Raw genomic sequence first — 26,259 nt, 5'->3', positions numbered from 1 at the left:
ACCCCGCCCGACGGCGGCCGAATCCCCTCCGGATGAGATCCGCCACCATGACCGTCACCACCACGCCGACCGCTTTCGTCGCCTCCGCCACCTCCGTCGCCTCCGCCACCTCCGCGACCTCCGCCACCTCCGCGACCTCCGCCACCTCTTCCACCTCCGCCACCGGAGGGATCCCGGCCGCGGCCCCGCTCTCCCTGCCCACCCCGTACGGGTCCTGCCCCTACGACCCGCCGCCCGGCTACACGCAGGCCGCCGCCGAGGCTCCCGTCAGCCGCGCCGAGCTGCCCGACGGCACACCCTGCTGGCTCGTGACGGGCCACCACGAGGTGCGGTCGGTGCTCGCCGACGTCCGCTTCAGCGCCGACGCACGCACCCCGGATTCCCCTTCCTCTCCCCCGGTCAGCGTCAACTGGCCACCACCCAGCCGAGTTTCATCCGGATGGACGACCCGGAACACTCCCGGCTGCGCAGGATGGTCGCCAAGGACTTCCTGACCCGCCGGGTCCAGGAACTGCGCCCGGCCATCTCGGACGTGGTCGAGGCCGCCGCCCGGGCGATGACCGCCGACCTCGTGGCGGACTTCGCGCTGCTCGTCCCGTCACTGGTCATCTGCCTGATGCTGGGGGTCCCGTACGAGGACCACGCGCTTTTCCAGTCGCTCAGCCGGACCCTCCTCGACAACACCACCGACCCCGGACGGGCCGCCGAGGCCCACCGCGAGCTGATGGGCTACCTGGCCGGGCTTGCCGAGTGGAAGCGGCGGGATCCCGGGGACGACATCCTCAGCCGGCTCGCCGTCCGGCCCGACCTGACCGCGCGGGAAACGGCCTCGCTCGGCTTCGTGCTGCTGATCACCGGCCACGAGAGCACCACCAACATGGCGGCGCTCAGTGTCCTGGCCCTGCTCCGACGCCCCGGCCAGGCCGCCCGGCTGCGGGCCGAACCGGCCCTGATTCCGGGGGCCGTGGAGGAACTGCTGCGCTACCTCACGATCATCCACCTCGGCCTGGGCCGCGCCGCCACCGAGGACGTCACGGTCGGCGGGGCGGCGATCCGTGCCGGGGACGGGGTGATCTGCATGCTGTCCACCGCCAACCGGCAGCCGGAGCTCTTCGGCCCCGCCGACCCCAACGAACCCAACGAACCCACCGATGCCCCGGGCGCCGGCCCGGCCTGTCCGGCCGAGCTGGACGTGACCCCGGACGCCCGCCGCCACGTGGCCTTCGGCCACGGTCCGCACCAGTGCCTGGGCCACACACCCTGGCGCGCGTCGAGCTTCAGATCATGCTGGAGACCGTCCTGCGCAAGCTGCCCGGCCTGCGACTGGCGGTACTCGAGGAGCAGCTCGTGTTCCAACGGGACGCCATCGTCCACGGGTTGCGGGAGCTCCCCGTCATCTGGTGACGCCGCATCCGGCCAACTATTCGGCCTCTCCCGGATCTTCCCGTCCCACGGAGAACCGAACGGGCCCGCGTCGCGTGGTAGCCGACACGATCGGCTGCACACGAACACGGGGGAACACGGGTGGGATTCGCAAGGAAAGCCAGGACGGCGGCGCTCGCCGCAGCGGTGACCGGGACACTGATCGCGGGAACCGTGTCGGCCGGCGCCCAGCCGGCGCAGGGCGGTACGAGGGCCGCGGCGACAGGCAGGCCGAAGGCGGACGCGAAGCCGTCGGCGACGGTGACCCTGATCACCGGCGACCGGGTCGTCGTCAAGGGCGACGGCGGCGTCGAGCGGCTCGTCCGGGGCGCGGGCCGTGAGGGGACGGCCTTCTCGGTGCGGCGTGAGGGCGCGCACACGTACGTCGTCCCGCAGGACGCGCTGCGCCTGGTCGCCGACGGGGTACTGGACCGGCGGCTGTTCGACGTTGCCCAGCTGGTCAAGGACGGGTACGACGACGCGCACCGCAGCGCGCTGCCGCTGATCGCCGGCTACCGGCGGGACGCCTCCGGGGCCATGACCTTCGGCGCCTCGGGCGACACGCTCGCCGGGGTCGCGCGCGACCGCCGCCCGCTGCCCGCGGTGGCCGGCGAGGCGTTCAACGCCCCGAAGGCCGACGCCGCGGCCCTGTGGGCGGCGGTCACCGGCCGGACGAACGCCCGCGTGGCGGGCGGCGCCCCGGTGCCGCCCGTCGCCCACCTGTGGCTGGACGCCAAGGTGAGCGCCGGCCTGGACAAGAGCGTGGCTCAGATAGGCGCGCCCGCCATGTACCAGGCGGGCTACACCGGCAAGGGCGTCAAGGTGGCCGTCCTGGACACGGGGGTCGACGAGACCCACCCCGACCTCAAGGGCGTCGAGACGGCCCAGCGGAACTTCAGCAGCTCGCCCGACTCCGCGGACCGGTACGGGCACGGCACGCACGTGGCCTCCACCATCGCCGGGACGGGCGCGCGATCGGGCGGCCTGTACAAGGGGGTGGCGCCCGGCGTGCAGCTCCTGGACGCCAAGGTCCTGGGCGACGACGGCTACGGCGACTCCTCCGGCATCATCAGCGGCATGCAGTGGGCCGTGGACCAGGGTGCGACGGTGGTCAACATGAGCCTGGGCTCCGCCGACGAGCCCGGTGTCGACCCCATGGAGGAAGCGGTCGCCCAGCTCTCCGGCAAGGCGCTGTTCGTGGTGGCCGCGGGGAACGAGGGCCCCGAGGCCGGCACGCTGCGCACCCCCGGCAGCGCCCCCGCGGCGCTCACGGTCGGCGCGGTGGACAAGCAGGACCAGCTCGCGGAGTTCTCCAGCCGCGGCCCGAGCGCCGACGGAGCGGCCAAGCCGGACATCACCGCCCCGGGCGTGGACATCACCGCCGCCCACACCACGCAGAGCCCGGACCCGGGGCCCGCGGACGGCTACGTCGGCATGTCGGGCACCTCCATGGCCACCCCGCACGTCGCGGGCGCCGCGGCCCTGGTCCGCCAGCAGCACCCGGACTGGAGCCCGGCCCGGATCAAGGCCCTGCTGACCGGCTCCGCCAAGCCCAACCCGGCGCTCAACGCCTACCAGCAGGGCGCGGGCCGCACCGACCTGGCACGGGCCGTCAAGGCCGTCGTCACCTCCGAGCCCGGTTCCCTCGCCTTCGGCACGCACTCCTGGCCGCACGCCGACGACAAGCCGGTCGCCAAGTCCCTCACCTACCGCAACCACGGCACCAAGCCCGTCACGCTCAAGCTGAGCACGTCCGGCACCGACCAGTCCGGCCGCCCGGCCCCGGCCGGGATGTTCACCGTCAAGGACGCCCAGCTGACCGTCCCCGCCGGGGGCACCGCGAAGACCACCGTCACCGCGGACACCCGCAAGGGCGGCGTCGACGGCGCCTTCGGCGGCACCGTGCTGGCCTCGGGGGGCGGGCAGGAAGTGCGCACCGGTCTCGTGGTCGACCGTGAGGTGGAGTCCTACGACATCACGCTGAAGCACCTGGACGTCAACGGTGCGAACCCGTCGACCTACTACACCACGGTGACGAAGCTCGGCGAGGGCATGGACGCCCGCTTCGAGGTCCCGTACGACCCGAGCGGCACCGTCGTCCAGCGGCTGCCCAAGGGCGACTACCTGCTGGAGGGCGTCGTCTGGGGCCCGGACGCCACCCTGGGCTTCTTCGTCCAGCCGGTGCTGAAGGTCACCGGGAAGGCCACGGTCACCTTCGACTCCCGCAAGGCCAAGCCGTTCGCCGTCACCCCGCCGGATCCGTCGGCGAAGCTGGTGAGCGCGTACGCCGGGTTCTACGACGAGGCCGCGGGCGTGGGTGACATGTGGGCCACCGACGGCACCACACGGATCCTCACCCAGCACCTGGGCCCGAAGGGGACCACCCTGAGCGCGCAGTACAACGGCCTGTGGAAGACGCCGGGGGCGGCGGGCAAGAACGTCGACTACCGGCTGGCCTTCAACCGCAAGGGCACCTGGTTCGACGGGCTCGACCGCAAGCTCACCCGGGCGGACGTCGCCGAGGTGAAGCTCGGCTTCGGCGCTTCGGTCACCGGCGCGAAGGGCCTGATCCACGCGACCCCGACCGGCGACGACGGCTACACCTCCGGCATCACGGACCCGTCCGAGCAGAGCCTGCCGCTGGCGAGCACGCAGTACGTCAACACCGCCGGGGTGCGCTGGAGCTGGGTCGCCTCGCAGGTCGACGCCCGGGGCGAGGCACGCATGATCTACACGCAGAACGAGGCGTCCTACCAGCCCGGCAAGCGGTACACGCTGAACTTCAACACCGCGGTGGTCGGACCCGACGTGGAGGCCGGGGAGGAACAGGGCGCGTGGCGGACCGGTGACTACCTGGACGCCAACGTCGGGCTGTTCAACGACGCCGGCGGTCACGAAGGTTCGTCCATCACCACCGGGGGCTTCACCCGGCTGGAGTCCGGCGGCCGGATCCTCGCGGAGACCGGGCCCAACGGCTGGATCAGCGCCGAGGCACCGGCCGGCTCCGCGGTGTACCGCCTGACCAAGGAGGCGACCCGGTCCGCCAAGGACACCGCCACCAGCACGAAGGTGCGGGCGAGCTGGACGTTCACCTCGGCCCGCACGGGCGCGGACCAGCGGGTGGCGCTGCCCCTGTCCACGGTGCGGCTCGCGCCGAAGCTGAGCCTGAGCGGGACGGCGCCGGCCGGCGGTGCGCTGAAGGTGCCGCTGGTGCTGGGCGGGGCGGCCGCCGCGGAAGGGCAGGTTGCCGCGCTGGCGGTGCGGGTCTCCTACAACGGGGGCAAGACCTGGAGCCTCCTCGCAGTGGCGAAGGACCCGAAGGGCGCGCGGTCGGTGACCGTGAAGCACCCGGCGTCGGCCAAGGCCGTGTCGTTCCGGGTGGACCTCAGGGACAAGGCCGGCAACACGGTGCGGGAGACGATCACGAACGCCTACCTCCTCGCGCCCTGAGCCGACCGTACGACGCTCCGGCCCGGCCCCGCACCGCGCGGGTGCCGGGCCGCAGCGGTGCCGGCAGGGTCACGGGGTGTCGGAGGAGGCGGGTCCGGGCAGCCAGTCGCGGGCGTTGTTGGACGGCTCGCGGCTGCTGCCGACGGCTCCGGGCCGTCGACCGGCACCCGCACCCGCGTGACGAGCCGGGCTTCGTCACCGCCCCGGGGGGCGGAGTCAGTTCTCCACGCTGAGGCGGTCCAGTTCATCCGCGATCGCCTTGCGCAGCGGGTCGTGCCGGGGACCGAGGGCGAACTGTGCGTCGGCCCAGCGGTCGCGGGGGTAGAGCCACACCGGACTGCCCACCACGTCGGTCGGCTCCCAGTCGAAGCGTGGCCATACGTGGGCGTGCAGGAACCCGTCGGTGTTGCCCAGGATCTCCAGGTTGACCCGCCGGAAGGCCGGATCCGCGCGGCGGGACGCCCGCTCGACGGCCTCTCCGAGATGGTCCATGTCGGACAGGAAGGACAGCCGTTTCGCCCTGGGCAGGTCGGACAGTCTCTCCGCGTCGGGGTCGTCCGCCAGGAGCACCGAGTAGCCCGGCAGGAACTGCACATCGCCGATCACCGCGAACCCCGCCTGCAGGCGCCGCAGCACCGTAGGGTTTTCGCCGCGCAGCGCGCTCCCGATCCGGTCCATCCGCCAGTCCTCAGCCATGGGCAGAGTGTAGTGGCGCATGGGCCATGGGCTCCGTAGCTGATGGCCGCTTCGCAGACGGGACGGTGCGGGTCGGGGGCCGGCCGGCCGGGCGGGGAGCTGCGGGGCCGGCCGGCGGGGCGGCGTGTGCGGGTGAGGGTCAGGAGATGGTGAGGAACCGGGCTGTGCTCGGTGTTCCTTGGGTGTCGAGGGCGAAGAGCATGTAGGTGCCCGGCAGGACCACGCCCGGGTCGGCGGGTATGGACACCGTGTAGGTGCCGGTTCCCGTGGCCGTGGAGGCGAGGGGGACGCGGCGCTGGTCGTTGTCGGTGGAGTGGGTCGCGGCAGCGGCCCGCATCAGGACGAAGGATGCGGCCGGGGTGGAGGTGGAGAGCGTGAGGGAGGTGCCGGGGTGCGTGCTGGTGGGGACGCCTCCCGTGATCTCGGGGCGCGGTTTCGGCGATCCGTCCGGGTTGAGGAGGTACGGCGGTGTGAAGACCGCCCCGTCGGGATGGTTGGTGGCGCAGTCGCCGCAGAGGCCTCCGCCGCCGGAGAAGACCCGCCCGTCCGGCAACAGGTTGGCCACGCTGTGGTAGTTGCGCGGGACGGCCATGGTGGCGAGCGGGGTGAAGGCGCCGGTCGAGGGGTCCCACAGTTCGGGGGTCAGGACCGAGGTGGCGTCGCTGAAGGGGACCGGGCGGCTCTGTCCGCCGAAGGCGATCACCTTGCCGTCGGGCAGGACCACGCTGTTGGCGAAGGCCCTGGCGTACTCCATGTCTCCGGTGCGGGCGGTTTCGACCTGGCTGCCCGTGATGCTGACGGTGTAGGCGCGGCGCGTGGCGGGGGTGTCCTGGTAGGCGGGCGAGCCGCCCAGGGTGAGCAGTTTGCCGATGTCGTAGGCGACGGCGTTGCCCGTCATGGCGTCGGCGCTGTCGGCCCGGGTGCCGGCGGGGGTGATGCTGCCCGCACCGGTGGTCGAGATCCAGTTCATCTGCTTGCTCGGGCCCAGTTGCAGCACCTTGCCGCCCGAAGTGGCGTGCAGCCACATGTGGTTGTCGGCGCGGTAGGGTCCGGCCGGGTCGGCCGTGGACGCCTGGAGGGCGGGAACGCCCGGGAGCCCTCGCCAGGTTCCGGTCTCCGGCGACCAGGCCTCGCCGGCCTTGTCCCCCGCGGGTCCGCTCCAGGATCCGCCCAGGACGAAGGCCTCGCCGGTGGAGAGCAGGGTCATGGACTGGTAGCCGCGGGGGATGTTCATGTTGCCGGCCGCGGACCAGTCGTCGGTGGCGGGGTCGTAGATGCTGGCCTTCTCCGCGTTGCTGCCCCCGGTGACCAGCACGCGGCCGTCGGCCAGCATGGCTATGCCCGGGCAGAACATGTCGTGCCCGGTGTTGTCGATGCGGCGCTGGGTGACCTTGCCCGTCTTCAGGTCGAGGATCGCGGTCTGGGTGTATCCGTTGCTGCCGCCGAAGCGGTCCACCGCATACGCGGACCAGGCCAGCAGCTTGTCCCCCGGCAGGACGGCGGTGGCCACGGGGACCAGGGGGAAGCCGGTGATCCGGCCCCAGGATCCGTGGACGGCGGGGCTCGCCGGCCCGCTCAGGCGGATCTCGGCGGCGGAGGTCCACGGGCCGCGGGCGCCGGCCTCGGTGGTCACGGTCAGCCGTACGAAGCGGGCGTTCGCGCTGCGGGTGAAGGTGGCGGTCTTGACGGTGTCGTCGTCGCGCCACGTGCCCGCGGCCACCGGTGTGCCGAAGGCGGTGCCGTCGGTGCTGGTGGTGACGGTGTAGGCGCCCGCCCGGCCGTTGGGGCCGTTCGTACGGGGGTGGTAGACGAGTGCCGAGACCGCGGCCGTGCGGTGCATGTCGATGGTGATGCTGTGCGGCAGGGGCACCGGGGTGCCCGACCACCTGCTGTGCCAGAGGGTGCTGGTGTCGCCGTCGAGGACGCCCGCGGCGCGGCCGTTCTCGCGGAGCGTCTCCTCGTCGCTCGCCGCGGCCGTCCATCCGGTCCGGGCCAGGTCCACGGTGGCCTCCGGGGTGCCGGGGTCGCCCAGCAGGCTGATCTCGGCGGCGGAGGTCCACGGGCCGCGGCCGCCCGCCTCGGTGAGCGCCGTCAGCCGTACGAACCGGGCCCCCTGCGGGGCGAACCCGAGCGTCTTGGCACTGCCGTCGTCCGCGAGGGTGCCGCTTGCGACCGGGGCCGTCCAGGTCGCTCCGTCCGCGCTGACGCTGAGGGTGTACTCGCCGACGCGTCCGTTGGCCCCGTTGGTGCGCGGGGTGTAGACGAGCGCCGAGACGACCGCCGTGCGGTGCATGTCGATGGTGATGCTGTGCGGCAAGGGGGCTGCGGTGCCCGACCACTTGCTGTGCCAGAGGGTGCCGGTGTCACCGTCGAGGACGTTGGCCGCGCGGCCGTTCTCGCCGGCCGTCTCCTCGTCGCTCGCCGCGGCCGTCCACCCGGTCCGGTCGAGGACGGGGGCCGTCGGCTCCATGGCGTTCGCCGGCGCGATGCCATGGTGCGGCGACTGCTGCGCCGCCTGCTCCTCGATGGGCGCGGGGGTGGGTGCTGGGCTCGCGACCCCGAGCCACGGCGTGAAGCCGATCAGCAGCGCGCCGAGACCGAAGGCTATGAGCAGCAGCCTGGACCGGCGCAGCGCGCGGGGTGGGGCGAGGAAGCGCCTGGACTGCAATCTGACCTCCTGGGGCGAACCGGTATGCCCCATGGAAGATAGGTCAGGGTGGCAGCAACTCTCCTAAATGAGCGGAGAGTTGACGCAAAACAGCATCCACCGGCGCGATCCGGGAGGGATTGCCTAGAGCGGCACGGTGCCGCCGGCGGCGAACGGGCCTCCGTGGCCGGGCACGATCAGGTCCGCCGCGGCGAGCACCCGCAGCCGGGAGGCGCGCAGCACCTCGCGGTCCGGGGCGACCGGGTCGTCGGCGGGGCCCTCCGCGTGCCACCACAGGTCACCGGCGAAGGCCACCACGCCCGAGTCCGTTCCGGCCAGCAGGGTGATGTCCTCGTGGCTGTGCCCGGGGGTACGGATCAGGCGCAGGGAGGGGGTGAGGTCGTAGCCCTCCGCGTCCCGGTTCGTCCACTGGTCGCCCTGGTACTCCACCTTGTGGTCGTGCACCCGGGCCCGGCCGAACAGGCCCACGTTCATGGTGTTGTCCGGGTGGTGGTGGCTGAGCACCACGTCGGTGATGTCCTCGGGGCCCAGCCCCAGTTCCGCGAGCGGGCCGAGGATGTCCGCGTGGCTCGCCACCATGCCCGGGTCGAAGATGAGGTGCCGGCCGGCATCGGATACGTAGGAGACGGTGGCGGCGACCCCGGGGCCGGTGGAGCCGACGTAGCCGGTGGTCAGGACCTTGTAGACGGCGCTGCGGCCGAGCGGTGCGTCGGTGCGGAGATCCTGCGGGGTGACCTTGGCGTCTGCCGCACCGGCCGACGTGGCGTGAGCCGTGGTGTGCGCCGTCGTGCGCGCCGTCGTGCGCGCCGCGATGTCTGTCGTCGTCTTCGTCATGGCTGTCATCCTTCCGCGCCGGTGGGGAGCGTACGAGTGGCACACATGCCAGTGATCGCAGGATTCGTGCCACTGGTGGCAGACTGCCCCCGTGTCCCCTTTCACGACCGTCGCCGCGTACGTCCCGCCCGGTGTCGGCATGCTCGCCGTCGGGATCGTCACCGAGGTCTTCGGCCCGCACGGGCAGGGGCTGCCCGGCTTCGGCTTCGCCCTGTGCGCCGAGCGGCCCGGGCCGGTCCCCACCGACATCGGCGTGCCGCTCGCGATCGAGCACGGCCTCGACCGGCTGGCCGCCGCCGATCTGGTGATCGCTCTGCCGGGGGCCGGTTTCCGTACACCGCCCGGTCCGGCGGTACTCGACGCGCTGGTCTGCGCGTACGGGGGCGGCGCCCTGCTCGCGGCCCACTGCGTCGGCACCTTCGCGCTCGCCGAGGCCGGGCTGCTCGACGGGCTGCGGGCCACCACGCACTGGCGGTTCGCCGAGCTGCTGGCCCACCGCCATCCGGGCGTCGCCGTCGAACCGGACGCCCTCTACATCGACGAAGGCAGGATCGTCACGGGTGCGGGAGCCGCCGCCGGCTTCGATCTGTGCCTGCACCTGCTGAGGCGGGAGCACGGGGCGGCGATGGCCAACGCCGTCGCCCGGGACATGGTGCTGCCCTCGCACCGCGACGGCGGGCAGGCCCAGTACGTCGCGGCGCCCGTCCCCGAGGACTGCCGGGACGAGCGGCTCTCCGAGGTGCTCGCCTGGGCCCGCGAGCACCTCCACGAGCCGCTTCCCGTGACGGAGCTGGCCCGCCGGGCCGCGTGATGAGCAAGCGCTCCTTCGCCCGCCGCTTCACCGCCGCGACCGGCACCACCCCGCATGCCTGGCTGCGGAACCTGCGCCTGAGCAGCGCCGAGGAACTCCTGGAGAGCACGGACCTGCCCGTCGAGGAGATCGCCCGCCGGGTCGGCTACGGCAGCGCGGCGGTCCTGCGCGAACAGTTCGTGCGGCGCAGGGGAGTTCCGCCGCGCTCCTACCGCCGTTCCTTCACGAGCACGCCCTGGTGCGACGGCCCCGGCGCCGGCAGGGCCCCTGTCCTATGATCGTTCCCGTGACCTCCGCGCTGATCCTCATCGACCTGATGCCCCGCATCATCGGCCTGCCTGTCGCCCCGCACTCCGGTGAAGAGGTACTGGCCCGCTGCCTCCGGCTGGCCGAGGCCTTCAGGGCGGACGGGCGCCCGGTGGTGCTCGTCCGAGTGGACCGGCCGGGGGTCGCGGAGCAGCCGCCGGGCAGCGGCTTCGCCGACGGGCTGGAACAGCCGGGCGACGTCCTGATCGTCAAGCACACCGTCGGCGCCTTCCACGGCACCGGGCTGGACGAGCGGCTCCGCGGGATGGGCGTGGAGACGCTGGTGCTCGCGGGACTGGTCACCACGATGGGGGTCGAGTCCACGGCGCGGGCCGCGAGCGACCACGGCTACGAGCTGGAGTTCGTCGCCGACGCCATGTCCGGTTTCGCCGCCGACGAGCACGAGTTCACCGTGGAGCGGATCTTTCCCCGGTTCGGGGACGTGCACAACACGGCGGACTACACCTGACCACGTCGAACCGTCGACCCGTCGACCCGTCGACCCGTGGAACGACCGGACCGCCCGAAGGACTGTACGAAGTCTCCTGTGAACGATGTGAACGAACAGACCCGGCCCGCGACGACCCTTCGCGTGTTCATCGCGCTCGCCCCGCCCGACGACGCGAAGGAGGAACTCGCGCGCGAACTGGGCCCCGCCTACGCCGCGTACCCGCACATGCGGTGGAACCGCATCGAGGACTGGCACATCACCCTGGCGTTCCTCGGTGAGCTGCCGGTCGAGGCCGTCCCCCTCCTGCGGCCGCCGCTCGCGGAGCTGGCGGCGGCGCGCAGTCCCGTACGCCTGGCCCTGCGCGGGGGCGGGCACTTCGGCGAGCGGGTGCTCTGGAGCGGGATCGACGGGGATCTCGACGGGCTGCACCGGCTCGCCGCCGAGGTGCGCGCCGTGGTCAAGGACTGCGGCATCCCCTTCGAAGACCGGCCGCTGCGCCCCCATCTGACGCTGGCGCGGGCCCGCCGGAACGACGCCTCCTCGGCCGTGGAGGCCGCTGCCGGACTCACCGGGTTCACGGGGCGCCGCTGGCGGACGGAGCGCTTGCACCTGGTCGGCAGCAACATCGGCCGTGGCCCGGGACCGATCCACTACCGCGACATCGAGGCGTGGAACCTCGGCGGCGCAGAGGCCCCGGGCGGCGAGTAGCCGGCTCCGCCCGCGGCCGCGAGGAAACCCCCTTGACCCAAAGCATCTTAGCGATAAGCTACTTTCCAGCAATCTATTCGGGGGAGAGATCGACGTGGTCAAGGGCATGCGCATGCGCGAGGAACGGGTGGCGGGCGAACGGTCGCTGCTCCTCGGAGTGGGCATCAGCGCGATCGGGATCGGGATGTACATCCCCTTCTCGCTCGTCTTCTTCCACCACGTCACCGGCCTCTCCTTCGCCCTCGTCGGCATCGTGCTGACGGCGACCGGCCTGGCCGGACTCGCGGTCATGCCGCTCGCCGGCTCGGCCGTCGACCGGTTCGGGGCCAGGAAGGTCAACCTGCTGCTCTACGCGGTCCGGGCACTCGGCTTCGCCCTCTATCCGTTCGCCGGGTCGCTCCCCGCCTTCGCCGCCGTCGCACTGGTCACGGCCCTCGCCGACCGGTCCTTCTCCATCGTGCAGCAGTCGCTCATCGGGGAAGTGGCCCGGGGCGGCGCCCGCGACCGGCTCCAGGCCTCCATCCGGGCCCTGCAGAACGCGGGCATGGGCGCCGGCGCCCTGGCCGTCTCCGGGGTACTGGCCCTGTGGGGCACGGACGGGTTCACCTACACCGCCTGGGGCAACGCGCTGGCCTTCGCGCTCGCCGGACTGCTCGTCAGCCGCGTGAAGCCGCTACGGGGCCACGCGAACGGCGAGCCCGGCACGGACGGCGCACCCGGCACGGCCAAGCGTCCGCCGGCCGGCTACCGGATGGTGCTCGCCGACCGGCCCTTCCTGGGCCTGACCGCCGCCAACTTCCTGACCGCGCTCGGATACTCGGCGCTGTCCGTCCTCTTCCCGCTCTACATCACCACGTGGCTGCACGGACCCGACTCCCTCACCGGTGCGGCCTTCACCGTCAACACCGCCCTCTGCGCGGGGATCGGCGTCCTGATCGCGAGCCGGGTCCGCCGTTCCGGAGCCCGCCGCACCCGCGCCGCGGCGCTCGGGGCGCTGCTCTTCGCCGCCGCCTTCGTGGGGCAGATCGTGCTCGGCACGGTCCGGCCCGGACAGACCGCGACGCTGGTCGCCCTGCTGGTCATCGTGGTGGTCTACACGGTCGGCGAGCTGGTCCACAGTCCCTCGGGCGGCGCCCTGTCGGTCTCGGCCGCGCCCGAGGCCGTACGCGGCCGCTACCTCGCCACCTACCAGCTGTCGTACTCCCTGGCCACCGCGCTGGCCCCGTCCCTCTTCACGGGGCTGCTCGCGCTCGACGGCCGCCTGCCCTGGGCCTTCCTGACCGTCGCCGCGCTCGGCGCGGCACTCGCCCTGACCCGGCTGGAACGCCACCTCCCGGCGGAGGCCGTGTACGCGGCCCAGCCGTCGCCGGCACCCGTACCCGCGCCTGAGGTATCCCCGGCAGCGGCCACCCGTGAGCCGGCCGCGACGGCCACCGCCTGAGGGACCGCGTGAGGGACCGCGTGAAGGCGTGATCAGGCGGGCTGCCAGAGCTCGATCCGGTTGCCCTCGGGGTCGGTGACCCAGCCGAACCGGCCGACACCGGCCATGTCCTGGGTCTCCGGCGCCACGTCGGCCCCCTTGGCGCGCAACTGCGCGAGCATCGCGTCCAGGTCGCGGACCCGGAAGTTGAGCATGGTTTGCTGGGCGGGGGAACCGAAGTAGTCGGTCCCGGACTCGAACGGCGCGAACACCGTCGGTCCGGCTCCCTGACGCCACAGACCGTGCTCGTCCGAGTCCAGCCCCAGGCAGTCGCGGTACCACGCGCCCAGGGCCGCCGGATCTGCCGCCCGCATGAAATACCCACCGATTCCCAGCACACGTTCCATGCCCCGATCCTGCCAGGACGGCGGCCCGTTCAGCGGGGGCGACTCATAAGATCTGCCCGTGCCCCCTCACATCACGCTCACGGCTGCCGCGACAACCACCGCTCCCGCCCTCGCCCTTCGCCCCTGGCGGGCGGCGGACGTTGCCGCGCTCGTCGAGATCCACCGGGACCCCGGGCTGCGCCGGTGGGCGACTTCTCGGGTGGACAGCGAGGAGGACGGGCTGCGTTGGGTGCGTGACCAGGAGCGGGGGTGGGCGGCGGGCGAGCGGCTCGGCTTCGCCGTTCTGAAGGCCGCGCCCGGAGCGCCGCAGGAACGGCTGGTGGGCAGCGTGGTGGTGAAGGAGCTCTCCCCCGGCAAGGCCTCCGCCGAGGTCGGGTACTGGACCGCGGCTTCGGCCCGTGGGCAGGGGGTCGCTCCGCGCGCCCTGGAGGTCGTCACCGCCTGGTCCCTCGACGTCTTCCGGGCCCAGGGTCTGGAGCGGCTCGAACTCCTCCACCAGGTGGACAATTCGGCGTCCTGCCGGGTCGCGGAGAAGGCCGGCTACGGGTTCCACGGGATCCTGCCGGCCGCGCCGCCCGCCTTCCCGCTCGACGGCCACCTGCACGTACGGCGCTCGGCGGCCTAAGGCGCTCAGTCCCGTCCCGGACCGGCCGCCAGGGTGGCGTGGAAGCGGTAGCGGTCGGCGCGGTAGACGACGCGGTTGTACTCGCAGGGGCGGCCGAGCTGGTCGTAGGTGAGCTGCTCGATGTGCAGGACGGGAGAGCCCTCGGACAGGTCGAGCAGGGGGGCCTCGTCCGGCGGGACGAGGGCGGAGTGGACGGCGTAGCTCGCGCGGGTAGGGACGACGCCGCGTGCGGTGAGCTCGGTGTACAGCGAAGCGGTGGTGTAGTCGGCCTCGCCGATGCCCGGGGCGCGCTCGGCCGGGACGAGGGTGACGGCGTGGCACATGACCGCCTCGTCGAAGAGCCGTACCCGGTCCAGCTCGAGGATCTCCGCCCCGGGCAGCACCTGGAGGGTGTCCGCCTCCTCGAAGTCCGCCGGGCGCAGCCTGGCGGCGACGACGCGCGCGGTCGGGGTGAACCCGAGCCGGCGGCCGTACTCGTTGAGCCCGCCGATCAGCTCCGAGGTGTGCTCGAAGGCCGGGGCGGGCCCGGCCCCGGCCGCGACGTGCCAGCCCGCCCGTTCCGCCGATCCGACCCGCCCCTCTTCCTGTAGCGCGTGCAGCGCTTTGCGGAGCGTGACCCGGCTGACGCCGAGGCGCTCGCAGAGGTGGCGCTCGGAGGGGAGGCGCGTTCCGGGAGCGAGGGCGGCGGCGGCGAGCGCGGTGGCGAGCGCGTCGCGCGCCTGCACGTGGACGGGCCGCGACCCGTCCCGCAGGACGGGCCGCAGGTCGAGAGGCTGATTCACCCCTCCAGTATTCACCTCGGCGGGCCCGAGCCTGTACCAGGAATGGACCAGAAGGACGAGTCCCGTTCGGGCCGATCCGGTCCAGGGGCCTGGAATCACGGGACCTTCGACCACGTTCCGCACCCACCTGGTGGTCTATTTTTGGTCTACATCTGGTCCATACGCAGACGGAAGGAAGCGCACGGGATGAGCAGCCGACGGGACTCCGGGGAGACGGCCGCGAGTGATCACGTGCGCCGGATCAGCCTGGCGACGGGCAAGCTGACCGCAGCTTCCCGGCAGCGCCACATCGTCGAGACGGCCTGCCGCGAGGGGTACGTCTCCCTCGAACGCCTCGTCCGCGAACTGGACGTCAGCGCGATGACCATCCACCGCGACCTCCGGCTGCTGGGCTCCCGGGGCGAGGTGCGCCGGGTCCGCGGTGGCGCGGTCGCCCCCTGGATGACCACGGCCTCCTGACCGGCCTCCCGGCCAAACAGAACGCCGCCCGCGGTCCCTGCGGGGACCACGGGCGGCGCTTCACATCCTGCTGGTACCGATTAGTCGGTGCCGAACTCCATCGCGGCACGGTCCAGCAGCTCGTCGTCGCCGGAGACCTCGCCACGGGAGGCGATGGCCTCGGCGCCGCCCTCGGGCATGGCGCCGATCAGGCCCGATCCCGGCGCCTCGACGGCGCCGATCAGGGCAGGGTGGGTCGTACCGACGATGCCGAGGCCGGCATACTGCTCCAGCTTCGCGCGGGAGTCGGCGATGTCGAGGTTGCGCATGGTGAGCTGGCCGATGCGGTCCACCGGGCCGAACGCCGAGTCCTCGGTGCGCTCCATGGAGAGCTTGTCCGGGTGGTAGCTGAACGCGGGGCCCGTGGTGTTCAGGATCGAGTAGTCCTCGCCGCGCCGCAGTCGCAGCGTCACCTCGCCGGTGATCGCCGTACCCACCCAGCGCTGCAGCGACTCGCGGATCATCAGCGCCTGCGGGTCCAGCCAGCGGCCCTCGTACATGAGGCGACCGAGGCGCCGGCCCTCGTTGTGGTACTGGGCGACGGTGTCCTCGTTGTGGATCGCGTTGACGAGGCGCTCGTACGCGGCGTGCAGCAGGGCCAGGCCCGGAGCCTCGTAGATGCCGCGGCTCTTCGCCTCGATGATGCGGTTCTCGATCTGGTCCGACATGCCCAGGCCGTGGCGGCCGCCGATGGCGTTCGCCTCCATGACCAGGTCGACGGCGGAGGCGAACTCCTTGCCGTTGATCGTGACCGGGCGGCCCTGCGCGAAGCCGATGGTCACGTCCTCGGTGGCGATCTCGACCGAGGGGTCCCAGAACCGGACGCCCATGATCGGGTCGACGGTCTCGACACCGGTGTCGAGGTGCTCCAGGGTCTTCGCCTCGTGGGTGGCGCCCCAGATGTTGGCGTCGGTGGAGTAGGCCTTCTCGGTGCTGTCGCGGTAGGGCAGCTCGTGAGCGAGCAGCCACTCCGACATCTCCTTGCGGCCACCGAGCTCGGTGACGAAGTCGGCGTCGAGCCACGGCTTGTAGATGCGCAGGTGCGGGTTGGCGAGCAGGCCGTAGCGGTAGAACCGCTCGATGTCATTGCCCTTGAAGGTCGACCCGTCGCCCCAGATCTGTACGTCGTCCTCCAGCATCGCGCGGACCAGCAGCGTGCCGGTCACGGCGCGGCCGAGCGGCGTCGTGTTGAAGTAGGCGCGGCCGCCGGAGCGGATGTGGAACGCACCGCAGGCGAGAGCCGCCAGGCCCTCCTCCACGAGCGCCGCACGGCAGTCGACGAGGCGCGCGATCTCGGCGCCGTACGCCGTGGCGCGCGCGGGCACCGACGCGATGTCGGGCTCGTCGTACTGGCCGATGTCGGCGGTGTAGGTGCAGGGGACGGCACCCTTGTCGCGCATCCAGGCGACGGCGACGGAGGTGTCGAGGCCGCCGGAGAAGGCGATACCGACGCGCTCGCCGGTGGGCAGGGAGGTGAGAACCTTTGACATGGGATGAGTATGCGCGATGATGCATGTTCATGCAAAATGGCGGGCCGGTGAAGCTTCCGGGCACTGGACGGGCGTGCCGTCAGTGTGGCGCGCGGCCGGGTCGGCGGCGAGTCCGGCGGGGCACCCGAGGGGGCTGCACCGGCCGGACGCCGCAGGCGGTTTCAGCCGGTCGCGGCGGCGAAGGGGGGGCACGGCGGCGAAGGGGCCCCCGGCGGCGAAGGCGTGGCGGGCGAAGTTCCCGGCGATCCGTACGTGGCCCGCGGAGTCGGGGTGCAGGTCGTCCGGCAGCGGCAGCTCCGCGTGGTCCGTGGCGCCGTAGAGGTCGCGGCCGTCGAGGTAGTGCAGGTGCAGGTCCTCGGCCGCCCGCTGCGCGACCACCCCGGCCAGCACTTCCCGGATGACGCCCAGCGTCAGTCGCCCGGCGGCCCGTTCGGCCGGGTCGCCCAGCGCCTTGAAGCGCAGGGTCCCGGTACTGAAATCGGTGGCGAGGGGCCCGGGGGTGTCTTCCTGGATCGGGCACAGGAGGGGCGAAACGACCAGGAGCGGAGTGGCCGGATGACCCTCGCGGAGGGTGTCGAGGAAGCCGTGGACGGCGGGGGCGAAGGCGCGCAGCCGCATCACGTCCAGGTTGACGATGTTGATGCCGATCTTGACGCTGATCAGGTCGGCGGGGGTGTCGCGCATCGCGCGGGCGGTGAAGGGGTCGAGCAGGGCGCTGCCGGAGAATCCCATGTTGACCAGGTCCACCGCCCCCTGCGCCGCGGCCAGGGCCGGCCAGGTGCCGGTCGGACGCTCCGCGTTCGAGCCGTGGCTGATGGAGCTGCCGTGGTGCAGCCACACCCTGCGCCCGCTCTCCTGCGCCGGCGTGACCGGGGCGTCGGTGCGCAGGACGATCAGCTCGGTGATCTCGGTGTGCGGGAGCCAGATCTCGACGTCCTTGTCGCGCGCGGGCAGACCCGCGAAGCGGGCGGTGCCGGGCGGCCCCTCTTCGAGTTCGACGGCCTGGGTGGCCAGGTCGAGGGTGCGGACCCTGCCTCCGGGCACTGTGGCCCGGGCCGTGAGCACGCCGTCGATCACGAGGTCGTAGGCGCCGTCCGGCGAGGCCGGGAAGCCGCGGTAGGCCCTCTTGGTGGGCAGGGCGTCCAGTTCGATGACGGTGGCCCGGGTACGGAAGGCCAGGCGCACGCCGGACGGGCGGGCCTCGGCGGTGGCCAGCTGGTCGTCGGGGATCTGCGGGCGGGCCCGGGCGGGCAGCCGGTGGGGCAGCAGGCCGTGCGCGGTGCGTTCCACGTCGAGGGCGCCGCGCAGGAGGTCCTCGGTGACGGGCGTGGTGATCCAGTCGTGGTCGGTGGTCATCGCCTCAGCCTCGTGATGGTCGGGGTTACGGGGTTACCGGCGTGCGGGCTTACGGGCTTACGGGCCTACGCAGCATCGCGTCGAGCGAGTCCACGATCCAGTTCCAGGACTCCTGCGGATCCACGGCGGTGTGGCTGAAGCCGCCGCCCAGCTCCAGGCTGACGTAGCCGTGGAAGACGCTGCCGAGCATCCGGACCGCGTGCGTCTGGTCCGGTTCGGTCAGGTCGTAGCCGCGCAGGATCGCCCGCGTCATCCGGGCGTGCCGTACGCCCGCGCTCGCGGCCGCCGTCTCGGGGTCGAGGCGGAGCCGTGCGGCGTCGTAGCGGCCGGGGTGCTGCCGCGCGTATTCCCGGTAGGCGTCGGCGAAGGCGGCGAGGGCGTCCTTCCCGGCCCGCCCGGCGAGGGCGGCCGCGACCCGGTCGGCCAGTTCCTCCAGGGCGAACAGGGCGATCCGGGTCTTGAGGTCCTGGGAATTCTTCAGGTGCGAGTAGAGGCTCGCGACCTTGACGTCGAACCGTCTGGCGAGCGCCGAGACGGTCACCTGCTCGAAGCCGACCTCGTCGGCGAGTTCCGCGCCCGCCCGGGTCAGCCGCTCCGTGGTGAGTCCTGCTCGAACCATCATGTGCCTCCTAGCTGGCGATAGCCATTATGCATTTGCCTAAAAGCTTTAGGCAAATTAGCCTGCCGCTCATGAAGCCGTTGACCGAGCAAGAGATCCGTACCGCCTTCGTGAACTGCACCAAGGGCGAAGCCAAGCGCCTGTCCGTACCCCGCGATCTGGCCGAACGGCCCTGGGACGACCTGGACTTCCTCGGCTGGTGGGACCCGAAGGCCCCCGAGCGCGCCTACCTCGCCACCGAACTGGACGGCCGCCCGGTCGCCCTCGCGCTGCGCACCTCCGCCGCCGCCCCTTCCCAGGCGCGGCGCAGCATGTGTTCGCTGTGCCTGACCACCCACACCGGGGGCGTCTCGCTGATGGTCGCGCCGAAGGCGGGCAAGGCCGGGCAGCAGGGGAACTCCGTGGGCGCCTACATCTGCGGCGACCTCGCCTGCTCGCTCTACGTACGGGGCAAGAAGGACGCGGGCCCGGGCGCACGGCTCCACGAGTCGCTCACGCTGGAGGAGAAGATCCAACGGACGGTCGCGAACCTCGCCGCGTTCTTCGGCAATGTCACGGCCGTCGGCAACGTCACGGCCGTAGCCGACGTCACGGCCTGACGCGCGGCTCCCCTACGGCCCGAAGCGGCCCTCCCCTACTCCGTACGAGCCCTCTTCGGTGCCCATTCGGCCCCACGGGCCGAGTTCATGATCATCAGGCTGCCCGGAAATCGTTTTGATGCTGCCATCCGGCCGAAGGCGATCTGGGAGGGCTGCGTGGCGCGCATGCTGTCATCGACACACCGTGGAGGACTCCGGCGACGGAGCAGGACGTGGAGCGTGGCCGGGGCGGTGGCCGGGGTGGTCTTCGTCGTGGCCGCCGCGCCGCAGTCGGCGTCGCGGTCCGGTGACGGGCGGCAGGCCGGCGCCGAGCACGCCGGCTCCGTCGAGCTGTTGGTCGGCCGGGTGCTGGAGGACGGCGGCCGGCGGTGCGCGATGGACGCCTTCCGGGCCGGGCTGTGCGGCGGGCTGGAACAGCAGGTGGTCCGGGCCACCTCCAGCGGAGCCGGTTCCGTGGTGCGCGATCCCGCGTCCCGCGGCGTGTCCCGGGCGGCCGCGCACACCGTCGTCCTGCCCACCGACGCGGCCGGCCCCCTGGAGATCACCCTCGCCGGGCCGGGGCTCCTCACGTATGTCACCGTCCACGACGGTCACGGGCGCCACGTGGGCGGCGCCCTGGGCGCCCGGGGGCACCACTGGGCCAACACCGAGCCGTTGCGGGCCGGCGAGACCTACACCGTCCGCGTCGGTGCCCAGGACGTGGCCGGAACCCCGGTCGGCGTGACCATGATGTTCCGGACCGCTCCCGCGGCCGAGGACGACCGGCTCACGGCCGATTTCGGGCCCCGGCCCGGCACGTACGGGGCGGGGCAGATCGTGACGGCCTCCCTGAGCCACCCCGTCCCCGCCGGCGATCCGGCCGCTCGGGCCCGGCTGGAGCGGTCCTTGGGGGTCACCTCCGAGCCGGCGGTCGAGGGGGCCTGGCACTGGGTCGACGACTCGACCCTGCACTACCGGCCCCGTACCTACTGGCCGGCCCACGCCGTGGTGCACGTGGTCAGCGGTCTCGACGGGGTCGAGCTCGGGGAGCGGCAGTACGGCGGCCCGTCGGAGTCCCTGCGGTTCACCATCGGGGACCGGATCGAGGCGCTCACGGACGCCGCCGCGCACGAGATGACCGTACGGCGCAACGGCAGGACCGTCCGGACCATCCCGGTGACCACCGGCAAGGCGGGCTTCCTGACGCGCACCGGCATCAAGGTCGTGCTCGGCAAGGAGCGCAAGGTGCGGATGCGCGGGGACAGCGTGGGCATCAAGCGCGGTACGAGCGAGTTCTACGACCTGCCCGTCTTCTACGCGACCCGGGTGACGTGGAGCGGGGAGTACGTGCACGCCGCGCCCTGGTCGGTCGACGCGCAGGGTGAGGAGAACGTCAGCCACGGCTGCACGGGCATGAGCACGGCCGACGCGGCCTGGTTCTTCGACACGGTGCGGGAGGGGGACGTGGTGTCGGTGGTGAACAGCGGCGGTGAGCCGATGGCCCCGTTCGCCAACGGGTTCGGGGACTGGAACCTCAGCTGGGACGCCTGGCTGGCCGGCAGCGCGCTGGGCGCCGACACCGATTCCCCGCTCGCGTCGCCCGCCTCCCCGCTCGCGTCGCCCGCCTCCGCGCCCGCGTCGGCGCACGGGCCGTCCCGGCTCCTCCCCCTCACCTGAGCCGGCCGGACCTCCCGGCTGCGCGTCGGCGGCCCCGGGCGGCCCGGCACCATCGCGGGGCTACCGCAACCTCCCCGCGCCCCGCCCGGGACCGCGCCTCAGGGGCCGCTGCGGCGGGCCGCGCCGTACGCCGTGAGGGCGGCCGCGAGGTGGCGGGCGCCGGTGGGGTCGGTGGCGTCGTGGCCGGTGAGCAGCCGGATGCGGCCCAGGCGGTAGGTCAGGGTGTTGCGGTGGACCGTGAGGGCTTCGGCGGCCTCGGTGCGCCGGTACCCGGCCGCGATGAACTCCCGCAGTGTGGCGATCAGATGGGGCTGGTCCTCGAGGGGTGCCAGGACCCTGGCCAGGGCGTCGCGGGCGGGGCCGGGCTGCACGAGCTGGTACTCGACGGCGAAGTCGGCCAGTCGGTAGAGACCCGGCGGGCGCCCCACGTCCTCGGCCAGGGACAGCACTTCGGAGGCCTCCGCCTGGGCCCCGGGGATCGATCCGTGGTCCTCGGCGACGGCGGCCGCCGCCGTGCACCGCAGTTCAGCCGCCGTGTCGAGGCGGGCGAGCAGCCGCCGGGTCGCGCCGTCCGGCGCGTGCGTCCCGTCCGGGCCGAGCGGGACCAGAAGGACACCCCCTTCCCCCTTGAAGGCGGCCAGCACCTCGGGGTTCCCGTCCAGTTCGGAGCGCAGGGCGCGCAGGATGCGGTTCGTGGCGCCGCTGGGTGCCTCGGGGAGCCGCAGGACGACCACCTCGTACCGTTCGGCGAGGGTGCGTCCGTACCGTTCGGCCGCGCGCCGGGCCGGGCGGCCCGCGAGCAGGACCCCGGCGAGGTTGCGGCCGTGCTCGCGCTGCTCCCAGTCGAGGTCGGCCTGTTCGCGCAGGTAGGCCTCGGCGACCTTGGGCATGACCTCGCCGAGAAACGCCAGCAGGCTCGTGACCAGGGCGTACGGGTCTGCGACGGGTTCGGGGCCGGCGACGGCGAGCTCCCAGGCCCGGCGGGCGCCGAGCGGTTAGACCCGTAGCACCGCCTCCAGGGGGACCCCGTCCCGGGCCCGCTCGGCGCCCCAGGCGACGGGGGCGGCGAGCTCGGCCTCGGTGGGTGCCCGCCCTTCGGCGACGGTGGTGAAGAACAGCTTCAGCACGGCTTCGGTGTTCGCCACGAGGTCTCCGCCGAGGACGCTGTCGGGCAGCAGCCGGTAGGCGGGGATGTCGGCGGTGAGCCGGGCGACGGTCTCGGCCGCCATTTCCGGTATCCGGGGCAGCAGCGCGGCGGCGAGCCCCGGCCCGGCCGCGGACTCCCCGCCCGCCGTAACGCCCGCGCTGCCGCCCGCCGTCCCGCCCGTGTCGTCCATCCCGGCATTGTCACCGTGCACAAACGCGGGAGGAAGCATTCTGCGCGTACCGCCAGGGGACACCGGCGGCGCGCCGGAGCATTCTGTGCAGTCCGCCCCGTGCACGACCCCCCGTCAGGAGATGTCGTATGGCCCCCCGTACCCGTGCGTCGCGCACGCGCACCCTGCTCGCCAGAGCCGCTCTCCCGCTGGCCCTCCTGCTCGGCGCCGCCTTCCCGGCGCACGCCTCCACCGAGGGCGTCACGGGCGGCGGGGTCAACGACTTCTCCTGCCGGCCGAGCGCCGCGCACCCCGAGCCCGTCGTGCTGCTCCACGGCACCTTCGCCACCTGGTACGAGGACCTCAACTTCCTCCAGCTCGACCTCGCCGCCCGCGGCTACTGCACCTTCGCCCTGGCCTACGGCGCCTACGACGGCTTCCCGCTGGTCGGAGGCCTCAAGCCGGTGGCCGTGTCCAATCTGGAGATCAAGGAGTACGTGGAGAAGGTGCGCGGCGCGACCGGCGCGGCCAAGGTCTCGGTCGTCGGCCACTCCGAGGGCGGGCTCCAGGCCCTCTACCTCGCCAAGATGCAGGGCATTCAGCCCCACATCAAGGCAGTCGTGGCCATCGCTCCCCCGACCCACGGCACGAACGCCGCCGGGCTGCTGGACCTGGGCGACAAGCTGATCGGCCGGGCGGCCATGAAGAAGATCGTGACCACCATCGGCATCCCGGTGCTCGCCGACGAGGTGCCCGGCGGTCCCGCGATCCTGGCGCTGAACGACGGTCCGGTGGCCCAGCCCGGGATCGCGTACACCATCATCACCTCGCGCTACGACGAGCTGGTGACCCCGACCGAGACGGCGTTCGTCCGCGAGCCGGGGGTCAAGAACCAGTACGTGCAGGACTTCTGCCCCTTCGACCCGGTGGGCCACATCGGCGAGGCCTACGACCTCAACGTCTGGCACATGGTGCGCAACGCCCTCGACCCGCGCCGCGCCACCCCGATCCTGGTGTGCGCGGTCGGCTCGCCCGGCTAGGGCAAGACAGGGCAGGGCTACGGAAGCGGCCCGCCCCGGGCCGTGAGCCACAGGGAGTACCACTCCTCGTGGCCGAGGTCCGGGGCGCGCAGCGCGGCGTCGCGGCAGGCCCGGATGCGCTCGGGGCGTCCGGTGCCGATGACGGGGGCGATCCGGGCCGGGTGGCGTTGCAGCCACCACAGCAGGATCGTCTCCGGTGTCGTGCCCTTGGCCTTGGCCAGGTCGCGCAGGTGTTCGGCGGTCGCGTGCTCCCCGACGCTCGACTCCCGCCCGGTGAAGCGGCCTTGGGCCAGCGCCCCGTAGGCCTGGAGGCGGACTCCGTTGGCCGTGCAGTACTCGACGGTGCCGGCCGGGAAGCCGACGGCGGCCGCGGCCGGGGTGTTCACGAGGACCCCGTCCTCCAGCCAGTCCCGCCGCTGCAGGCTCATTTCCAGCTGGTTGGCGACGAGCGGGACATCGAGGTGGCGTTGCAGGGCGGCGCACTGCGCGGCGTTCATGTTGGAGACGCCGAACTGCCTCACGAGGCCCTGGCGGTGCAGCGAGGTGAGCGCCTCGGCGATGTCCGCCGGGTCGGCCAGGGGGTCGGGCCGGTGCAGGAGCAGGACGTCGATGACATCGGTGCGCAGCCGGGTGAGGCTCTCCTCGACGCGGCGCAGGATGCTCGCGCCCCGCAGGTCGTAGATTCCGGGGCGGTCGCCTTCGGCGAGGCGGATGCCGCACTTGGTCTGCAGCGTGATGCGCTCGCGCAGGCCGGGGGTGCGGGCGAGCACCTCGCCGAAGACGGCTTCCGCCTTTCCGTGCCGGTAGATGTCGGCGTGGTCGAACATCGTGATGCCGCTGTCGAGCGCGGCCTCGATCACCGCCTCGGCCGCGTCGATGTCCTCGGCCTGGTACGGGCCGGGTTCCCAGCTCCCGCCGAGAGCCATGCAGCCGTAGATCAGCCGGGTGTCGCCTGTCACTGGTGCCGTGATCGCCATGCCGTCACCCTACGAGGCGGACGCCTTCCACAGCACCTGCTTCCCGTCCAGGATCACCAGCTCTCCGGAGGGGCGCAGCAGCAGGCGCGCGCCGGGGTGGCCGGTGGTTCCGCTGGACCAGACCGTGGCGCCGTCGGCGTCGCGCACGAGCAGTTCGCCGTCCTGGGTGAGCACGGCGTCGTGGCCGACGCCGCCCGTGTACGTGTGCCAGGTACGGGTGCCCCGGGTGTCGAGCAGTGCGAGGTCACCCGAGGCGTCGAGGGTCAGCCGGGCCTTCCCCGCGTCGAGGACGTCGCCGGGGCGCAGGACGGAACCGGTGTGGAACTCGATGGACGCGTCGAGTTCCCCCTTGGCCAGGGCCCGCAGGACGGGCAGGGAGGGGCTGAAGGCGTACACGGAGCCCTCGGTGCGCACGAACCGCGCGAAGTGGAGGGTGTTGGCCCGGCTGCCGGTGCCGTCGGCCGAGGGGGTCTCGAAGGCGATGGGCGAATCGGGGCCGAGCACCGGGTCGCAGCCGGTGCGCGGGTTGCGGCCGGCCGGGAAGTCCGGGTCGTTCACCCACTTGCGCATCACCAGCTCGAACTGCCCCACCAGGTCCGACTGGTGGCAGACGAAGAGCAGCCCGCGCGAGGCCTGTGGCCCGTGCTCCTCGCCCAGCTCGGGCTTGTATACGGGGCCGTACGGGATTCCGCGCCGCATCAGGCGCCGCGCGTCGAGCTCCGCCTGGGCCACGGGGGGACGGCCCGGGGTGAGGACGAGGCCGCCGCGCGGGTTCCCCTTGCGGATGTGCGCGAACAGCGGCATCCGCCAGCCCTGCGGGTCCTGGCTGTAGTCGAGCTTGGCGTCGGGGTGCTCTCCCGGCAGGGGCAGTTGCTCCGCCGCGGGGCACAGGGCGACCGGCATCCCGCCCGGCCAGCGGCCCATCAGGCGGGCTCCGAGCCATTCCCGGCCGGCGTCGGCGGGCGCGGCGCCGGCGCGCTGGAGTTCGGCGAGGCGCAGGGCGACCTGGGTCCACCAGCCGGGCACGTCCTGCGCGAGGCGGCGTACGACCTGGAAGGCGCCGCCGGTGGCCCAGGCGGGCAGGCCCGTGGGGCGCTTGCCCACCCGCTCGGCGCCGACGACGAACTCGCCGGCGGGGATCAGCCGGGTTCCGGGCTTGCCGAGCACGCCGGTGGGGTCGGCCGGGTCGGGCTCGTCGAAGCCCCGTACTCCGGGCTGGCTGATGCAGTCGAGGAAGCCGAAGTGCTCGTGCCCGCGGAGCTCGCCGGGGAGGGTGGCCCCGTCCTGGCGGAAGAGGACCGTCGCGCCGGCCGCGCCCGCGCCGGCGCGGTGCTCGGCCACGGCGGCGGCGAGGCGTTCGGGCTGGTCGGCGGCGAGCGTGAGGACGGCGTGCACCACGCGGCCGGGCTCCTCGGAGCCGAACAGCCAGGACTGCGGGGCGCTGGTTCCGGTGTCGCCGAGCTGCTGCGCGCGGGCGGCGGAGCCCTGGGTGAAGGCCTCGGCACTGGAGCCGGCCGGGGCCGCGGGGAAGGGCTCCTTGCCCGCGAACAGGAGCAGCCCCGGATGCGTCAGGCTCAGCCCGGTCCACAGGGTGGCCATGGAGTCGGGGTCGATGCCGCCGCTGCGTCGGCGGGCCCGGCTGAAGGCCCGGTTGAATCGGGCCACTTCCTCGGTGGTGGAGATCGAGGGCAGCAGGCCGGCCAGCCAGTGCCGGGCCTTGTCGGCGTCGCGGAAGTGGAGGAAGAGGAAGCAGGCGTGGTCCTTGCGGAACCCGGCGAGGATGTCGCCCTGGGAGTCGCGGTCGGTGCGCAGCGGGAGGGGTTCGGGGTCCGTGGCCCTGCGCGCGGGCTCCGCGGCCGGGCCCGCCGCCGGTCGGGCCGGGGCTTCGGTGGCCCACGCCGTGGGCGCGAGGCCGGCGGTGACTCCGGCGGCGGCGAGGGCCGCCGCCTGGACCACGGTCCTGCGGGCGGGTCCGGTGGCGGGTCCGGTGGCGGGTCCGGTGGCGGGTCCGGTGGCGGGTCCGGTGTGGGGGCAGCCCGGGGGCGGCGACGGGGCGAGGGCCATCGGCTTGCTCCAAGTGACGGTGGGACGGGGAGGGGATTCACATACAGGGGGAGAACGGCCGGAT

At 73.1% G+C, this 26,259-nt stretch carries 23 protein-coding genes and 1 pseudogene; 12 read left to right on the top strand and 12 right to left on the bottom strand.

Going from position 1 to position 26,259, the window contains the following annotated elements; genetic code table 11:
* Nucleotides 1–47: 47 nt before the first annotated feature.
* The 3 genes from MTF69_RS11270 to MTF69_RS11260 are packed head-to-tail and all read left to right on the top strand — an operon-like array spanning nt 48 to nt 4,872.
* On the top strand, nt 48–494 hold the full coding sequence (locus MTF69_RS11270) for a hypothetical protein (protein ID WP_243333132.1): 447 nt from the start codon (nt 48–50) through the stop codon (nt 492–494).
* On the top strand, nt 440–1,573 hold the full coding sequence (locus MTF69_RS11265) for a cytochrome P450 (RefSeq protein WP_243333131.1): 1,134 nt from the start codon (nt 440–442) through the stop codon (nt 1,571–1,573). The genes MTF69_RS11270 and MTF69_RS11265 overlap by 55 nt, the downstream gene beginning before the upstream one ends.
* Complete coding sequence (locus MTF69_RS11260) at nt 1,525–4,872, top strand: S8 family serine peptidase (RefSeq protein WP_243333129.1); 3,348 nt, start codon at nt 1,525–1,527, stop codon at nt 4,870–4,872. Before MTF69_RS11265 ends, MTF69_RS11260 begins: the two co-directional genes overlap by 49 nt.
* A 216-nt stretch (nt 4,873–5,088) precedes the next feature.
* Here the strand turns inward: MTF69_RS11260 and MTF69_RS11255 are convergent, their stop codons facing one another.
* The 3 genes from MTF69_RS11255 to MTF69_RS11245 all read right to left on the bottom strand — a co-directional run bounded on the left by MTF69_RS11255 (nt 5,089) and on the right by MTF69_RS11245 (nt 9,070).
* A complete protein-coding gene (locus MTF69_RS11255) occupies nt 5,089–5,568 on the bottom strand; it encodes a diadenosine tetraphosphate hydrolase (RefSeq protein WP_243333125.1) in 480 nt (159 codons plus the stop codon).
* A gap of 139 nt (nt 5,569–5,707) precedes the next feature.
* Nucleotides 5,708–8,236 carry a discoidin domain-containing protein gene (locus tag MTF69_RS11250; protein WP_243333123.1) on the bottom strand — a complete coding sequence of 843 codons (2,529 nt, stop codon included), beginning with the start codon at nt 8,234–8,236 and terminating at the stop codon, nt 5,708–5,710.
* Between the two features lie 123 nt (nt 8,237–8,359).
* The gene (locus MTF69_RS11245; RefSeq protein WP_243333121.1) at nt 8,360–9,070 is read right to left on the bottom strand and encodes an MBL fold metallo-hydrolase; all 711 of its coding nucleotides are present in this window, start codon (nt 9,068–9,070) and stop codon (nt 8,360–8,362) included.
* A 139-nt stretch (nt 9,071–9,209) separates the two neighbouring features.
* On the opposite strand from MTF69_RS11245, the pseudogene MTF69_RS11240 reads away from it, so the two are divergent.
* The 4 genes and pseudogenes from MTF69_RS11240 to MTF69_RS11225 all read left to right on the top strand — a co-directional run bounded on the left by MTF69_RS11240 (nt 9,210) and on the right by MTF69_RS11225 (nt 12,787).
* Nucleotides 9,210–10,159 (top strand): annotated as a pseudogene (locus MTF69_RS11240) (GlxA family transcriptional regulator).
* An 8-nt stretch (nt 10,160–10,167) separates the two neighbouring features.
* Entirely contained in the window at nt 10,168–10,656 is a 489-nt protein-coding gene (locus MTF69_RS11235) for an isochorismatase family protein (protein ID WP_374322727.1), read from the top strand.
* A gap of 87 nt (nt 10,657–10,743) precedes the next feature.
* A complete protein-coding gene (thpR, locus tag MTF69_RS11230) occupies nt 10,744–11,346 on the top strand; it encodes an RNA 2',3'-cyclic phosphodiesterase (protein WP_243333262.1) in 603 nt (200 codons plus the stop codon).
* Nucleotides 11,347–11,440: 94 nt separating this feature from the next.
* A complete protein-coding gene (locus tag MTF69_RS11225) occupies nt 11,441–12,787 on the top strand; it encodes an MFS transporter (RefSeq protein ID WP_243333117.1) in 1,347 nt (448 codons plus the stop codon).
* Nucleotides 12,788–12,819: 32 nt separating this feature from the next.
* Here MTF69_RS11225 and MTF69_RS11220 read toward each other — a convergent pair whose 3' ends face one another.
* The gene (locus tag MTF69_RS11220; protein ID WP_243333115.1) at nt 12,820–13,173 is read right to left on the bottom strand and encodes a VOC family protein; all 354 of its coding nucleotides are present in this window, start codon (nt 13,171–13,173) and stop codon (nt 12,820–12,822) included.
* Between the two features lie 58 nt (nt 13,174–13,231).
* Between MTF69_RS11220 and MTF69_RS11215 the strand changes: the two genes are divergently transcribed.
* Nucleotides 13,232–13,798, top strand: a complete 567-nt coding sequence (locus MTF69_RS11215; RefSeq protein ID WP_243333113.1) for a GNAT family N-acetyltransferase — start codon at nt 13,232–13,234, stop codon at nt 13,796–13,798.
* A gap of 5 nt (nt 13,799–13,803) precedes the next feature.
* Here the strand turns inward: MTF69_RS11215 and MTF69_RS11210 are convergent, their stop codons facing one another.
* Nucleotides 13,804–14,580 (bottom strand): GntR family transcriptional regulator, encoded by a 777-nt coding sequence (locus MTF69_RS11210; RefSeq protein ID WP_243333112.1) that lies wholly within the window; start codon nt 14,578–14,580, stop codon nt 13,804–13,806.
* Nucleotides 14,581–14,766: 186 nt separating this feature from the next.
* On the opposite strand from MTF69_RS11210, the gene MTF69_RS11205 reads away from it, so the two are divergent.
* A complete protein-coding gene (locus tag MTF69_RS11205; protein WP_243333110.1) occupies nt 14,767–15,039 on the top strand; it encodes a DeoR family transcriptional regulator in 273 nt (90 codons plus the stop codon).
* Between the two features lie 80 nt (nt 15,040–15,119).
* Here MTF69_RS11205 and argG read toward each other — a convergent pair whose 3' ends face one another.
* From argG to MTF69_RS11190, 3 genes are read right to left on the bottom strand one after another with little or no spacing between them, the layout of a single operon-like run.
* Nucleotides 15,120–16,568, bottom strand: a complete 1,449-nt coding sequence (argG, locus tag MTF69_RS11200; protein ID WP_243333108.1) for an argininosuccinate synthase — start codon at nt 16,566–16,568, stop codon at nt 15,120–15,122.
* A gap of 27 nt (nt 16,569–16,595) precedes the next feature.
* Complete coding sequence (locus MTF69_RS11195) at nt 16,596–17,924, bottom strand: GDSL-type esterase/lipase family protein (RefSeq protein ID WP_243333106.1); 1,329 nt, start codon at nt 17,922–17,924, stop codon at nt 16,596–16,598.
* Between the two features lie 49 nt (nt 17,925–17,973).
* Nucleotides 17,974–18,543, bottom strand: a complete 570-nt coding sequence (locus tag MTF69_RS11190; protein ID WP_243333260.1) for a TetR/AcrR family transcriptional regulator — start codon at nt 18,541–18,543, stop codon at nt 17,974–17,976.
* 71 nt (nt 18,544–18,614) lie between these two features.
* Here MTF69_RS11190 and MTF69_RS11185 point away from each other — a divergent pair, with 71 nt between their 5' ends.
* Together MTF69_RS11185 and MTF69_RS11180 are read left to right on the top strand one after the other, a co-directional pair.
* The gene (locus MTF69_RS11185; RefSeq protein WP_243333105.1) at nt 18,615–19,142 is read left to right on the top strand and encodes an FBP domain-containing protein; all 528 of its coding nucleotides are present in this window, start codon (nt 18,615–18,617) and stop codon (nt 19,140–19,142) included.
* 219 nt (nt 19,143–19,361) lie between these two features.
* Nucleotides 19,362–20,798, top strand: a complete 1,437-nt coding sequence (locus MTF69_RS11180) for an Ig-like domain-containing protein (RefSeq protein WP_243333104.1) — start codon at nt 19,362–19,364, stop codon at nt 20,796–20,798.
* A gap of 98 nt (nt 20,799–20,896) precedes the next feature.
* Here the strand turns inward: MTF69_RS11180 and MTF69_RS11175 are convergent, their stop codons facing one another.
* Complete coding sequence (locus MTF69_RS11175; protein ID WP_243333103.1) at nt 20,897–21,688, bottom strand: CdaR family transcriptional regulator; 792 nt, start codon at nt 21,686–21,688, stop codon at nt 20,897–20,899.
* Between the two features lie 105 nt (nt 21,689–21,793).
* A complete protein-coding gene (locus MTF69_RS11170) occupies nt 21,794–22,135 on the bottom strand; it encodes a hypothetical protein (protein ID WP_243333102.1) in 342 nt (113 codons plus the stop codon).
* A gap of 128 nt (nt 22,136–22,263) precedes the next feature.
* Here MTF69_RS11170 and MTF69_RS11165 point away from each other — a divergent pair, with 128 nt between their 5' ends.
* Nucleotides 22,264–23,154 (top strand): triacylglycerol lipase, encoded by an 891-nt coding sequence (locus MTF69_RS11165; protein ID WP_243333100.1) that lies wholly within the window; start codon nt 22,264–22,266, stop codon nt 23,152–23,154.
* 17 nt (nt 23,155–23,171) lie between these two features.
* Here MTF69_RS11165 and MTF69_RS11160 read toward each other — a convergent pair whose 3' ends face one another.
* Together MTF69_RS11160 and MTF69_RS11155 are read right to left on the bottom strand one after the other, a co-directional pair.
* Entirely contained in the window at nt 23,172–24,131 is a 960-nt protein-coding gene (locus MTF69_RS11160; RefSeq protein ID WP_279345599.1) for an aldo/keto reductase family oxidoreductase, read from the bottom strand.
* Nucleotides 24,132–24,140: 9 nt separating this feature from the next.
* A complete protein-coding gene (locus tag MTF69_RS11155; RefSeq protein ID WP_243333098.1) occupies nt 24,141–26,195 on the bottom strand; it encodes a peroxidase in 2,055 nt (684 codons plus the stop codon).
* Between the last annotated feature and the right edge of the window lie 64 nt (nt 26,196–26,259).

Origin of the sequence: Streptomyces sp. AP-93 (genome assembly GCF_022808175.1) — a bacterium.
In the GTDB taxonomy this organism is placed as follows: domain Bacteria; phylum Actinomycetota; class Actinomycetes; order Streptomycetales; family Streptomycetaceae; genus Streptomyces.
The sequence above is the reverse complement of the archived record's forward strand: the minus strand, read 5'-3'. Positions and strand labels throughout refer to the sequence as shown.